Origin of the sequence: Vitreoscilla sp. C1 (genome assembly GCF_002951955.2) — a bacterium.
Taxonomy (GTDB): Bacteria; Pseudomonadota; Gammaproteobacteria; order Burkholderiales; family Neisseriaceae; genus Vitreoscilla; species Vitreoscilla stercoraria.
The window spans coordinates 1,265,530-1,278,849 of sequence record NZ_CP019644.2 but is presented as its reverse complement, the minus strand read 5'-3'; the positions used below and the strand labels follow the sequence as shown (position 1 = coordinate 1,278,849).

At 43.6% G+C, this 13,320-nt stretch carries 10 protein-coding genes; 7 read left to right on the top strand and 3 right to left on the bottom strand.

The window, feature by feature from the left end; translation table 11 throughout:
• Positions 1-115 precede the first annotated feature (115 nt).
• From mfd to ADP71_RS06150, 3 genes are read left to right on the top strand one after another with little or no spacing between them, the layout of a single operon-like run.
• Entirely contained in the window at positions 116-3,511 is a 3,396-nt protein-coding gene (mfd, locus tag ADP71_RS06160) for a transcription-repair coupling factor (protein WP_104931748.1), read from the top strand.
• A gap of 48 nt (positions 3,512-3,559) precedes the next feature.
• Positions 3,560-4,507: a class I SAM-dependent methyltransferase gene (locus tag ADP71_RS06155; protein WP_019958846.1), complete on the top strand. Its 948-nt coding sequence runs from the start codon at positions 3,560-3,562 to the stop codon at positions 4,505-4,507.
• Entirely contained in the window at positions 4,504-4,842 is a 339-nt protein-coding gene (locus ADP71_RS06150; protein ID WP_019958845.1) for a YfiM family protein, read from the top strand. The genes ADP71_RS06155 and ADP71_RS06150 overlap by 4 nt, the downstream gene beginning before the upstream one ends.
• A 59-nt stretch (positions 4,843-4,901) precedes the next feature.
• On the opposite strand, the gene ADP71_RS06145 is transcribed toward ADP71_RS06150, so the two are convergent.
• Complete coding sequence (locus ADP71_RS06145; RefSeq protein ID WP_104931747.1) at positions 4,902-5,336, bottom strand: hypothetical protein; 435 nt, start codon at positions 5,334-5,336, stop codon at positions 4,902-4,904.
• 154 nt (positions 5,337-5,490) lie between these two features.
• Between ADP71_RS06145 and ADP71_RS06140 the strand changes: the two genes are divergently transcribed.
• The 4 genes from ADP71_RS06140 (at position 5,491) to rho (ending at position 10,233) form a co-directional block, all read left to right on the top strand.
• Complete coding sequence (locus ADP71_RS06140) at positions 5,491-7,083, top strand: dipeptide ABC transporter ATP-binding protein (protein ID WP_019958843.1); 1,593 nt, start codon at positions 5,491-5,493, stop codon at positions 7,081-7,083.
• 85 nt (positions 7,084-7,168) lie between these two features.
• Positions 7,169-7,939 carry a glycosyltransferase gene (locus ADP71_RS06135; RefSeq protein WP_019958842.1) on the top strand — a complete coding sequence of 257 codons (771 nt, stop codon included), beginning with the start codon at positions 7,169-7,171 and terminating at the stop codon, positions 7,937-7,939.
• A 276-nt stretch (positions 7,940-8,215) separates the two neighbouring features.
• Positions 8,216-8,548, top strand: coding sequence for a thioredoxin TrxA (gene trxA / locus ADP71_RS06130; RefSeq protein WP_019958841.1), 333 nt, complete (start codon positions 8,216-8,218; stop codon positions 8,546-8,548).
• A 422-nt stretch (positions 8,549-8,970) separates the two neighbouring features.
• Positions 8,971-10,233 (top strand): transcription termination factor Rho, encoded by a 1,263-nt coding sequence (gene rho / locus ADP71_RS06125; RefSeq protein ID WP_019958840.1) that lies wholly within the window; start codon positions 8,971-8,973, stop codon positions 10,231-10,233.
• Positions 10,234-10,303: 70 nt separating this feature from the next.
• On the opposite strand, the gene nadB is transcribed toward rho, so the two are convergent.
• Both nadB and nadA read right to left on the bottom strand, forming a co-directional pair.
• A complete protein-coding gene (nadB, locus tag ADP71_RS06120; protein ID WP_104932383.1) occupies positions 10,304-11,830 on the bottom strand; it encodes an L-aspartate oxidase in 1,527 nt (508 codons plus the stop codon).
• Complete coding sequence (gene nadA, locus ADP71_RS06115) at positions 11,805-13,025, bottom strand: quinolinate synthase NadA (protein WP_019958838.1); 1,221 nt, start codon at positions 13,023-13,025, stop codon at positions 11,805-11,807. The genes nadB and nadA overlap by 26 nt, the downstream gene beginning before the upstream one ends.
• Positions 13,026-13,320: the final 295 nt, after the last annotated feature.

The following is a 13,320-nucleotide window of genomic DNA, read 5'->3' as shown; positions in this document are numbered from 1 at the left end:
GTAAATAATACAAATGAGTGTGTAAATACATCTAATTTGAAATTTTTCTGATGACCCATATTTTATGCCAATATCAGCACCAAAGCCTTTCAGAATAATCAACAAGGATGATGCAGTGACAGTATTGACCATTCCCCAATCCGGTCAGAAAAGCGTTTTGACTCAAGTTTCTTTAGGAAGTTTGCCATGGTATTTGGCGCAAACATCGTTGCAGAAAAATACAGTGGTTTTTTTAACCGAAGATGCCGACCAAGCCTTGCGTTTGCAAGAAGCTTTGGCATTTTTTTGTCCCAAATGGCGAACAGCTTTTTTGCCTGATTGGGAAACGTTGGCGTATGAACGTTTCTCGCCACATCAAGATTTGGTATCTGAGCGTTTGTCGGCGTTGTGGCAATTGAGCCATGAGCAACTCGACTGTGTTTTGATGCCTGTGGCTACTGCGATGCAGCGCTTATCACCATTGTCTTTTATTCAAGGCCGCACGTTTTGGTTGAAAAGTGGTGAAACCTTAAATGCGGACATGTTTCGAGCGCAATTGGTCAATGCTGGTTATCAGCATGTTTCTAATGTGGTGGCGGCGGGCGAATTTGCTTTGCGTGGTGGATTGTTAGACGTTTTTCCTATGGGTTCAGAGTGGCCGTATCGCATTGATTTGTTCGGTGATGAAATTGACAGCATCAAGACGTTTGATGCGGATACGCAGCGTACATTAGATGATGTGACCGAAATCCGCCTATTGCCTGCGCATGAGTTTCCAACGGATGAAGCGGCACAGACTATTTTTCGCCACCGCTTTCGAGAAGAAATAGAAGGTGATCCAACACGAGCGTATGTGTATCAAGCCGTGAGCAAAGGTCAGTTTGGCGGTGGCGTTGAATATTACCTACCCTTGTTTTTTGAAACGCCATTGGCCACTGTGTTTGATTATTTACCTGCTAACAGTGTGGTGCTGTCTTTGAATGATGTCCATGCCCAAACGCATGGTTTTTGGCTGGATGTCAAATCGCGTTTTAATATGGCGCAAGCCGATGCCAGCTACCCACCATTGTCACCGCAAAGCTTATTTTTAAGCGAAGATGAGTTTGGTGCCAAGCTCAAAGCTTTGCCACACATCAATATTCAGCCTCAGGCTAGCGAACAAGCTTTGCCCAATGTGGCTGTGAATCGCCAAAAAGAACAGCCTTTGCAAGCTTTACAAGACTTTCAGGCCGCTTTTGATGGCAAAATTTTGTTGTGTGCTGAAAGCTTAGGTAGACGTGAAACCATGTTGGCATTTTTGCAGCAGCAACAATTGGCTGTCAAAACAGTGGCATCGTGGCAAGCGTTTTTGGCATCGGATGCGCGGTTAAATGTCACTGTATCTGCTATCTCGCGTGGTTTTCAAATGCCACAAGCTGGTGTTGCCGTCATCAGTGAAGCCGATTTATACCAACATGTGGTACGTGGCAGTAAGCGTCATCGTCGCCGCAAACATGCCCAATCTTCCGACAGCAGTTTACGTGATTTGGCCGAAATCAATCTTGGTGATCCTGTGGTGCATGAAGAGCATGGCATTGGTCGCTATATGGGTTTGGTGAATTTGGATTTGGGCGATGGTGACAATGAAATGATGTTGTTGGAATACGAGGGTGGCAGCCAATTGTATGTGCCTGTGGCGCAATTGCATTTGATTTCACGTTATGCAGGACACGCTGCGGACAATGTCCATTTGCATAAGTTGGGTCATGCTTCTTGGGCCAAAGCCAAACGTAAGGCCGCTGAAAAAGCGCATGACACAGCCGCAGAATTGCTGAATTTATATGCGCAACGTGCGGCATTAGAAGGTCATGCGTTTGCTTTGGATGAGGCCGATTACCAACAATTTGCCGATGGTTTTGGTTATGAAGAAACCGAAGACCAAGCAGCAGCGATTGCAGCAACTATCCAAGATTTAATCAGCGGCAAACCAATGGACAGATTGATTTGTGGCGATGTCGGGTTTGGTAAAACTGAGGTGGCGTTGCGAGCGGCATTTGTGGCGGTAATGGGTGGCAAACAAGTGGCAGTGTTGGCTCCCACAACGTTGTTAGTCGAGCAACATGCTCAAAACTTTGCCGACCGTTTTGCAGATTTTCCAGTGAAAGTGGCGCAATTGTCGCGTTTTAATTCCAGTAAGCAAACCAAAGAAGCTTTGGCAGGCTTACAGGACGGTAAAGTAGATATTGTGATTGGTACGCACAAATTGGTGCAGCCTGATATTGAGTTTCACAATTTAGGCTTGGTGATTATCGATGAAGAGCACCGTTTTGGTGTGCGCCAAAAAGAACAGCTCAAGCGTTTGCGTGCCAATGTTGATGTGTTGACGATGACGGCAACGCCTATTCCACGCACTTTGTCTATGGCTTTGGAAGGTTTGCGCGATTTTTCATTGATTACTACCGCGCCAAGTCGGCGTTTGGCGGTTAAGACGTTTGTGAAGCCGTTTTCAGAAGGCACCATTCGCGAAGCGGTTTTGCGTGAGCTTAAACGTGGCGGGCAGGTGTATTTTTTACACAATGAAGTGGACACCATTGAAAACGCGTATGAACGCTTGAGCAGTTTGGTGCCTGAAGCCAAAATTGCGATTGCGCATGGTCAACTGCGTGAGCGTGAATTGGAACAAGTGATGCGTGATTTTATGCAACATCGTTACAATGTGTTGCTGTGTTCGACCATCATTGAAACAGGCATCGACATTCCGAACGCCAACACCATTATCATCAATCGTGCTGACAAATTTGGCTTGGCGCAATTGCATCAATTGCGTGGTCGTGTCGGGCGTTCGCACCATCAAGCCTATGCTTATTTGCTCACACCTGAATACATCACCAAAGATGCTGAAAAGCGCTTAGATGCCATTGCCGCAGCCGATGAATTGGGTTCAGGTTTTACTTTGGCGATGCAAGATTTGGAAATTCGAGGGGCGGGTGAGATTTTGGGTGATGGGCAATCGGGCGAAATTTTACAGGTCGGTTTGACTTTGTATTCCGAAATGCTCAAGCAAGCGGTACGTGATTTGAAAAAAGGGCGTGTGCCCGATTTGGATGCGCCTTTGGGTGTGACGACAGAAATCAAATTGCACAGCCCGGCTTTGCTACCAGAAGAATATTGTCCAGATATTCATGAGCGTTTGGTGTTGTACAAGCGTTTGGCAACATGTGAAACTCAAAATCAAATCAATGATATTCATGAGGAGTTGGTCGATCGTTTTGGCTTGTTGCCACAAGCGGTAGAAACTTTATTGGAGTCACACCGTTTGCGTTTGATGGCCAAAGCATTGGGTATCAGCAGCATTGATGCCCATTCTGAGTCGATGACTTTGATGATAGACAAACACAATCACATAGATCCAACGCAAATCATACAACTGATTCAAACCAACCGTGATTTCCAATTATTGGGCGCGGATAAGCTGCGAGTGTATTTGCGCAATGACAGCGTGCAAGAGCGCATCAAACAAATTAAAGGCATTTTGAAACTGTTAGGCAATTAGTGGGTCATCATATTTGAGAAGCATAAATATGACTATTGAGGAGCCAATATGAAATTGTTTAGTCAAGTGAATACAGCACATACTGGTAATGGTTCGGATAAATGGCAACATTATTTGAACACTTACGATGAGGTTTTGAAGCCTTTTCAAGGTGAAGATGTGTCTTTGTTGGAAGTGGGCGTGTGTAACGGTGGCTCTTTGGAAATATGGGAGCGTTATTTTCCTTATGCTCAACACATCGTTGGCTGTGACATCAATCCTGAATGTCAAAATATTGCGTTGAATGGTCGTCATATTGATGTGGTCATTGGTGATGTTAAAAATCATGATACGGTCCATCAAATTACTGCCATTTGCCCACAGTTTGACATCATCATTGACGATGGTTCACACATCAGCTCTGATATTATTGCTGCATTTGTGCGCTTGTTTCCTTTGCTAAAAGAGGACGGTATTTATATTGCTGAAGATTTGTGTTGTAGTTATTGGCAAAATTGGGAAGGTGGCGTCAATCGTGAAAGCTCGGCCATGCAATTTTTAAAATTGCTGGCTGACGTGGTCAATTATGAACATTGGGATGTCAGTGCTTCTCGTGCGGACTTATTCCAAGCCTTTGCAGCTGCGCAAGGCATAGATCAAGTGGATTTGAGTGTGATACATTCCATCACTTTCAATAATTCAATGTGCATTATTCGTAAAAAATCTGCCGCTCACAATGTTTTGGGTAAGCGAGTGGTGGTCGGTCAAACGTTCCATGTGTTGCCAAACATCAAAAACATGCATGGTGTGGACATCAGTGATGTGGTGGTGGTGCATAAAAAAGATGAGCCTGTTGTAAGTGATGCGATGCAAAAATTGCATCAACAAGAAGCTTTGGTGGCGCAGCAGCAAATTTACATGGAACAGCAACAAGCGTATATCGAGCAATTGCTAGCATATGTGCAAACATTAGAGCAACACATACAAGGGCAAAACGTGGAAGGGATTATTGGTTGAAGTGGTTTCGTTACATTGGTTTCATTATCATCAGCTTGGGCTTAGGTGCTTGCAGCACTTGGCACTCAGCCAACGATGCTTGGGTCGGTCCAGACAAAGTCAAACATTTTGCCGTGTCCGCAGGTTTAAGTGCTGCAGCGGCACAATCTTTGCACGGCAACCACATGCCGCCATCTCATCGAGCCACTGCGGCTATTGGCTTTAGCGTCTCTATGGGTTTGGGTAAAGAGTTGTATGATGCTCGTGCGCAAGGCAGTGGTTTCAGTTGGAAAGATTTGGCCTACGATGTGGGTGGTGCAATAGCTGGGTATCAATTATACCGTTTGGCTCATTGATTCAATTTTGCTGGATCAAGCGTCCTGTAAACCTTTACAGGACGCTTTTTTTAGATATTTCAATCTTGTGGGAACAGGTTTTTATTCACTTGTTTTTGGATTTGTTTTTGAATTTTTTGCATGTGTGCGTTGGATTCTTTGCGCGTGTGTTGGTGCAAAATGTAAAAAGAAGCAGTGCGCTCACCAAAAGATTTGGCTTGGAAAAAAGTACTTGGCAACACATTGCGTCCCAATTCCTTGTAAGCGCGCGCGACAGTGAAATCAATTTCACGTCCTGCCGCATCTAAATACACGCAAAACGGTGTGGCATAACCGACTTGGCGATAACAATCATTGACGGCTTTTTGCAATCCTGTCATGCCTTGATTGCGATACACATTGATGGCGGCGTAGGTGGCTTGGTCTAACTCTTTGGACACATCTTTGACGGGAGCTGCGCTTGCAGCTTGGCTGAATCCCAAAACCAATCCCAACATCCATAAATACTGCTTCATATCTTATTCCTTAATTAACATAACGCATTTAATGCATACTTAAATATTGTGAATGAACATACTAAAACGCTTATGCTACAAAGTAAACGTAACAAGCATTGCTCAAAATCAAATCCATCTGCTATAAAGTCTGCAAATCATAAGGAAAAATGACATGGATGTTTTGTTGTCGGCAAAAAATGTGAATGCTTATTTTGGTCAAACACAAGTATTGTTCGATGTGAATTTACAGGTCGCTCGTGGGCAGAAGATAGCGATAGTGGGTGAGTCAGGCAGTGGTAAAACTGTGTTGGCTCAAGGTATCATGCGCTTGAATCCGATGGTGAGTTTGAATGGCAACATTGATTTTTTAGAGCAAGATTTGTTGACTCTGTCTGAAAAACATCTGGGTAAAATCCGTGGACGCGATATTGGCATGGTGTTTCAAGAGCCGATGACGGCTTTGAATCCTGTGTATACAGTTGGCAACCAAATTGCCGAGGTCTACCAACAGCATTTGGGTTTAACCGCCAAACAAGCTTGGCAAGCCGCGATTGAAATTTTGCAAGAAACGGGCATACAGGACGCTTGTGATAAGGTCAAAGCCTATCCGTTTCAATTGTCAGGTGGTCAAAGACAAAGAGCGATGATTGCCATGGCTGTGGCGGCGCAACCGAAATTGTTGATTGCAGATGAACCCACCACCGCTTTAGATGTGGCGGTGCAAGCACAAATTGTGGCTTTGCTTGAACGTTTACAAAACCAGTATCAAATGGCATTGTTGTACATCAGCCATGATTTGCGCTTGGTGGAACGTTTTGCTGATGAGGTGGTGGTGATGCAACAAGGGCATGTGGTGGAGCAAGCTGCGACAGCACAACTTTTTGCTCAGCCGCAACATGTTTATACGCAAGATTTATTGAATGCCCGCCCTGAAGCTTTGAATCTTGTTGCGGCAGAAAAAAACAGCAGTGCAGTTGTTTTGGATGTACAGAATGTCAGTGTGAGCATCCAACAAAAACAATCATGGTGGCGTCACAGCAACAAAGTGTTATTGCAACCGCTATCTTTACAATTGCAAGCTGGCAAAACTTTGGGCATTGTGGGTGAGTCAGGCAGTGGCAAAACCACTTTTGCCAAAGCTTTGATGCGTTTGATGCCTGCGACAGGAAAAGTCGTGGTGGGTGCGGAAGACTGGCTGGCTTTGGGTTTGAATGATTTGGTTGTCCACAGACAAAACATGCAAATGGTGTTTCAAGATCCATTTTCTGCGTTCAATCCACGCATGAATATGCAAACGGCGTTGTTAGAACCATTTTTCATTCAAAAAAGCCATTTAAGCCCTGAGCAACAGCAAGCACGTTTGTTAGAAGTTTTGGATGATGTCGGCTTGCCACATGACAGCTTGCAGCGTTATCCACACGAATTTTCAGGTGGACAGCGACAGCGTTTGGCGATTGCTCGTGCTTTGGTGGTCAGACCTAAAATATTGTTATTGGATGAGCCCACCAGCGCTTTGGATGTGCGCTTACAAAAACAAATATTGAAATTATTATTAAAATTGCAACAGCAATATGATTTAAGCATGGTGATTATCAGCCATGACTTGGATGTGATTGCGGCATTGGCATCTGATATGTTGGTTCTAAAACAAGGGTGTGTGGTGGAGTCGGGTACGGTGCATGAAATTTTTACTGCCGCTGAACATCCTTACACACAAGAATTGCTCAGACATTTGTCATCGCCGATTAGAACCGTCCTGAAATGAATATTTCAAATAGTGGTGTCTGCGTTTGGAACAAAAGGCAATAATGACAAACAAATGATTTTGAATGTCATCAAGAGAGCTTGCTATGTCCCCAACCAAAACTTATGTAACGGTCTTAACTACTGACCATTATTTGCCTGGTGTATTGGCTTTGCAACAAAGTTTGTTGAATGTAGATGCAAAATATCCTTTGTTGGTTGTGGCAAGCGAAACTTTAGAGGCTGCGACTTTGATGACTTTGGAAAAATTAGGTATGCAAGTTTGTGTGGTTTCTGCATTGGCATATCATGATGATGTTATTGAGCGCATGACTCAAGATGCTTGGCCGATTGAAGTCATACACAGCGCCACCAAATTGAAAATTTTGTCTTTGGTTGATTATGAAAAAATAGTGTATTTGGATTCAGACATGATTGTCAGAGCCAATATCGATGATTTGTTTGACAGGCCTCATGCCAGTGCGGTGTGGGATTGGTGTGGTCAAAGCCGTATGGCGCGTCATCAAGGTTTGAACAGTGGGTTATTGGTGATAGAGCCTAATATATCCGAATATCATAACGCATTGGCTTTAATGGACGCACAAGTGGGCTATGATCAAGACGTGTTCCGTGCTTTGTGGCCGCATTGGATGGACAGTCCACATTTGCAATTAGAGCCGACTTTGAATGTGTTTGTGATGGGCATTGAAGATTTGATTAAAATGCGCTTTTTGGCATTTAAAGATATTCAAGTGTTGCATTATGTTGGCAATCCTAAGCCATTTCAAATTAGAAATTTTGATTTGTCTAAAACCTTAGAATTTTTAAATTACTTGTATTGGGAATATGTTAATCAAGCTTATTTGCGCTTGAAATAAATTTTTTTAACAGTGTGGTTTAGGTACCTGTCTTAAGATTTTGGCATAGCGTGTTAAATGAGAATTAACAGAAGTTTGGTGATTTTTTATAAAAATCAAAAGCATCTGCCATATTTAAATGGCGCCATAATCTGCGTCAAGCTCAGCTTATGAAAGCATAAATAACTATAAGCTTTATACCTAAAATTTATTGCGAGGCAACATACTTGAAAAAAAGTGGCAGTGTCTATATCCTTTTAAGTCAAATTTATTGATTCAATATCCAAAGGAATGTTTATGAGCAGCGAATTGATTGTTCACGTATCTGATGCTACGTTTGAAGAAGAAGTATTGAAAGCCGAAGGCGCAGTATTGGTTGATTTTTGGGCGCCTTGGTGTGGTCCTTGCAAAATGATTGCCCCTGTATTGGACGATATTGCACCTGAATACGAAGGCAAATTGAAAATTGTTAAAGTTAACGTGGATGACAACCAAGCCATTCCAGGCCAATATGGTGTGCGTGGCATCCCAACTTTGATGATTTTCAAAGACGGTCAAAATGTAGCAACCAAAGTCGGCGCATTGGCAAAAGGTCAATTGGTCGCTTTTATTGATGCTTCTATTGCTTAATTAATTGATTGAGTCAGTCTGATAAAAAATCCCCAGCTAAAGTTGGGGATTTTTATATGATGATTGATTAAATGAACTTAAAAGCGTTTTTTAAAACAAACTGCTTAGTTTTGCTATTGGTATGACTGTTTTTGTGTGGGTTTGGAAAAAAATTGCTAAAGAGATGAAGATGTTTTGGAATGGACGCTTTACTGTATCTTGGTGTTCCGCTTGACAAAAATGGTCAAAAAGAATTAGCATGCAAAGGAATATCTGTACATACACCATCATAATTTCCGTTATCTTCAAGTAATCTTTTCAATCTTAATTCACCAAATAAACTGAATGGATCTTTTAGGTGTTCTGCTCAAAATAACATCTGCTAGCCATAGCTTGATGCGGACAATTCTTTCTAAATTAAAATTCTATACTGACACATTAAAATGCACGTTTCCGAACTACAAAAACAACACGTTTCTGAATTATTGACTTTGGCCGAACAAAATGGCATTGAAAATGCCAACCGCTTGCGCAAACAAGATTTGGTATTTGCCATTGTCCGCGCTTTGGTCAAAAAAGGCGAAAGCTTCACAGGCGAAGGCACTTTGGAAATTTTACCAGATGGCTTTGGCTTCTTACGCAGTCGAGATACGTCTTATTTGGCAGGTCCGGACGACATTTATGTCAGCCCAAGTCAAATCCGCCGTTTCAATTTGCACACAGGTGACACTATCGAAGGCAGTGTCCGCACACCTAAAGACGGTGAACGCTATTTTGCTTTGGTGAAATTGGACAAAATCAATGGCGATGACCCTGAAAAATGCAAACACAAAATTTTGTTTGAAAACTTAACGCCGTTGTTCCCAACGCGCCAATTCAAATTAGAGCGCGATGGTAAAACCAAAGAGGACAAAAACGTCACTAGCCGCGCCATTGATTTGGTTGCGCCCATTGGTTTTGGCCAACGTGCTTTGTTGGTAGCCCCGCCTAAAACAGGTAAAACTGTGATGTTGCAAAACATCGCCACTGCCATCACGACCAATTATCCTGATGTGGAATTGATTGTATTGTTGATTGATGAGCGTCCTGAAGAAGTGACTGAAATGACCCGCTCTGTGCGTGGTGAAGTGGTATCGTCAACTTTTGATGAACCTGCCCAGCGTCATGTACAAGTGGCTGAGATGGTGATTGAAAAGGCCAAGCGTTTGGTTGAACATGGCAAAGATGTGGTGATTTTATTGGATTCGATTACCCGTTTGGCACGTGCTTACAATACTGTGGTACCAGCATCGGGCAAAATTTTGACCGGTGGTGTGGATGCCAATGCCTTGCACCGCCCAAAACGTTTCTTTGGTGCGGCGCGTAATTTGGAAGAAGGTGGTTCTTTGACCATCATCGCCACCGCTTTGGTCGATACAGGCAGCCGCATGGACGATGTGATTTACGAAGAATTCAAAGGCACGGGCAATATGGAATTGCATTTGGAACGTCGTTTGGCCGAAAAACGCGTCTTCCCAGCCATCAGCTTGAACCGCTCAGGCACGCGTCGTGAAGAATTGTTGGTGCCAAACGATCAATTGCAACGCATGTGGTTGTTGCGCAAATTCTTGCATCCGATGGACGATGTGGAAGCGATGGAATTTTTGCAAGACAAAATCAAATCATCGAAAAACAATGCTGATTTCTTTGATCAAATGAAGCGTTAAGCGATTGTGTATGTTTAAAAAGCGTCCTGTAAACTTTACAGGACGCTTTTTTCATGCCCATTGTACCCACTCACGCCACCACAGCTTCCAAATCCACATTGAAAAATGCACCGTGGTTGGTTGTTTGTTGTAAACCGTCATACACCATCAAAATGGCGGCGGTCAACATCAAACGGCGCTTGTGTTCAGAGGCAAGACTTTGTTGCCACCAAGTCAATAAGCGTTGGTACAAAGCTTGCATTGCTTGGCTTTGACGTTGAATGCCAAAAAATTGGCTCATTTGTTGTTGTAACAGCTCGGGTGAAAAATCATCCTCAGCGTCCTGTAAATCAAGTGTCATGTGCCAATCGATGTTTTGCCATGTGAAGCTGTTAGAAAAGGGTGGTTCAAAATCATCCCAAGCGCCATTGCTGACGATGTGTTGCGCCGCTTGTTGGCCCATAACCACACATTCCAATAAAGAGTTGCTCGCTAAACGGTTGGCACCATGTAAACCTGTGCATGCCACTTCACCTACTGCATACAAATGGGTTACATGGGTGCGGGCATGTTCGTCTGTGACCACGCCACCACAAGCATAATGAGCTGCAGGTGCCACAGGAATCCATTGTTGGCTGATGTCCAATTGATGTTGTGTCAAACAAAACTCATAAATACTCGGGAAATGGTGTTGGATGAAGCTTAAAGGCTTATGTGTGATGTCCAAATACACTTGTGAGGTTTTTTGAATTTGGTCGGCAATGGCGCGCGCCACAATATCACGAGGCGCCAATTCGGCACGTTCATCGTAAGCGGGCATGAAACGCTCGCCCATAGCATTACGCAAAATCGCTCCCTCACCACGCAAAGCCTCTGACATCAAAAAGCAAGGATTTTGTGGCAATGCCAAGGCGGTTGGATGAAATTGTATAAATGCCATTTGATGCAAATGGCAACCTGCGTGCGCTGCCAAAGCCATGCCATCGGCAGTGGCGGTGATGGGATTGGTAGTCAGGGCAAACAATTGACCTGCGCCACCGCTGGCGAGTACGATTTTTGCAGCTTGGATGCTGTGGTTGTGTTGTTGCGCATCTTGTATGGACAAACCCACACACACGCCATTTTGCACTTGTAATTGTGTTACTTGAACATGTGACACAATGTCGATGTTGGGATATTGGCGCACTTGTTGTTGCAAAGTTTGTGTGACTGAAAAACCTGTGTGGTCAGCGGCATGTACCACGCGGCGTTTACCATGACCACCTTCACGGGTTAAATGCAATTGTGTGGCATCTTCTTGCTCATATGTAAACGGCACACCATGTGCACACAACCATTCAATGGCGGTCTTGCCTTGGCTGACAATATGTCGGACTGCTGTTTCATGACACAAGCCTGCTCCTGCAATGAGGGTGTCTTGTACATGTTCTTCTACACTGTCATGTAAATCCATCACCGCAGCAATGCCACCTTGAGCGCGGTTACTAGAACAAGTGTGTAAATCTTCTTTGCTCAATAGCAATACCGATAAATGTGTTGGTAACGACAAAGCCACGCTCAAACCAGCCAAACCAGCACCGATAATCACCACATCATACGAGTTTTTGGGCATGTTCATGGTTTTGTTCCAGCCATTGTTGAAATTGTGAAATGTGGGCATTTAAGTCCGCGCCATCTTTCGCCACACCAAATTCACGGTAAGCGGCAGAAAAATCCAACATTCGCTGAATCGAACGACGAGCGGCATGTAAAGTGGTGTGAGATACTTGGACTGCATGGCTTTGGTCTTCTAATGTGCTGATGCAGTTTTGCAAACCATTCATCGCCATCCAAGGGCAAAATGCACACGATTTGCACGTCGCGCCATCGCCTGCAGTAGGCGCTGCAAAAAATTGTTTGTGCGGTGCTTGTTTTTGCATTTCGTGCAAAATGCCTTGGTCGGTGGCGACAATGAAGGATTTTGCAGAATGATTAACAGCGGCCTGTAACAATTTGCTGGTAGAACCAATCACGTCGGCTTGAGCAACAACTTCGGCAGGCGATTCAGGATGAACCAACACCAAGGCTTCAGGATGCTTTTCTTTGAGTAAGCTCAATTCCAAACCTTTGAATTCATGATGCACAATGCATGATCCTTGCCACAAAATCATGTCTGCGCCAGTTTGCTTTTGAATGTAGCTGCCTAAATGGCGGTCAGGCCCCCAAATGATTTTTTTGCCTTGGCTGTGTAAGAACGTCACAATTTCCAAAGCAATGGACGAGGTGACCACCCAATCAGCACGCGCTTTGACTTCGGCGCTGGTGTTGGCATAAACCACAACGGTACGGTCTGGATATTGGTCGCAAAAGGCGGTGAATTCATCGACAGGGCAACCCAAATCCAAAGAGCAAGTGGCTTCTAAATCGGGCATTAATACGGTTTTTTCAGGGCTGAGAATTTTAGACGTTTCGCCCATGAATTTGACCCCTGCGACCAACAAGGTTTGCGCAGAATGGTTTTGTCCAAAACGTGCCATTTCCAAAGAGTCACCCACCATACCGCCTGTAGCCAATGCCAAATCTTGCAATTCAGGCGCAACATAATAATGCGCTACCATGACAGCATTGTGTTGGGTGAGTAAGTTTTGAAGATGGGCAATGGCTTGTGCTTTGGCATTGTCTTGGAGTTTGGCAGGTGTTTTTGCCCAAGCTTCATGCAAGATACATGCTTGTTGTTCTTGTTGTTGCTTTGCAGCATTTACATGGGCTTGCATGTGTTCAAGCGACGGTTTTTCATACGGATAAGACAAACGTTCAGAAGTATGTGTGTTCATGGTTTTTATGACATCTATGTGACGTTTTAAGGAAAGCAGATTATGCTCGTAAGAGTGATTTGAAATCAATCAAAATATGCTCATTTTGAGTATTTAGATATGTATCTTTTTGAGTATATAAATAATTTTTATTTTTAATATGTCAATGGCTTTGAATGTATGGTTGATTCCCAATGCAAAAAATGTAAATGTCCTTATTTGTTTAGGGCAAAAATCAATGATAATGCTGTCTTGAAATAGTTTAAAATGTGTTCATGTTTTTTAACTGCGTGACGAATTTGTACATCATCATAAA

Excerpts from the sequence above, each read along its gene's own strand:
- ADP71_RS06155 (WP_019958846.1), top strand. The coding sequence starts at position 3,560 with ATGAAATTGTTTAGTCAAGTGAATACAGCACATACTGGTAATGGTTCG.
- ADP71_RS06145 (WP_104931747.1), bottom strand. The coding sequence starts at position 5,336 with ATGAAGCAGTATTTATGGATGTTGGGATTGGTTTTGGGATTCAGCCAA.
- ADP71_RS06140 (WP_019958843.1), top strand. The coding sequence starts at position 5,491 with ATGGATGTTTTGTTGTCGGCAAAAAATGTGAATGCTTATTTTGGTCAA.
- ADP71_RS06135 (WP_019958842.1), top strand. The coding sequence starts at position 7,169 with ATGTCCCCAACCAAAACTTATGTAACGGTCTTAACTACTGACCATTAT.
- trxA (WP_019958841.1), top strand. The coding sequence starts at position 8,216 with ATGAGCAGCGAATTGATTGTTCACGTATCTGATGCTACGTTTGAAGAA.
- rho (WP_019958840.1), top strand. The coding sequence starts at position 8,971 with ATGCACGTTTCCGAACTACAAAAACAACACGTTTCTGAATTATTGACT.
- nadB (WP_104932383.1), bottom strand. The coding sequence starts at position 11,830 with ATGAACATGCCCAAAAACTCGTATGATGTGGTGATTATCGGTGCTGGT.
- nadA (WP_019958838.1), bottom strand. The coding sequence starts at position 13,025 with ATGAACACACATACTTCTGAACGTTTGTCTTATCCGTATGAAAAACCG.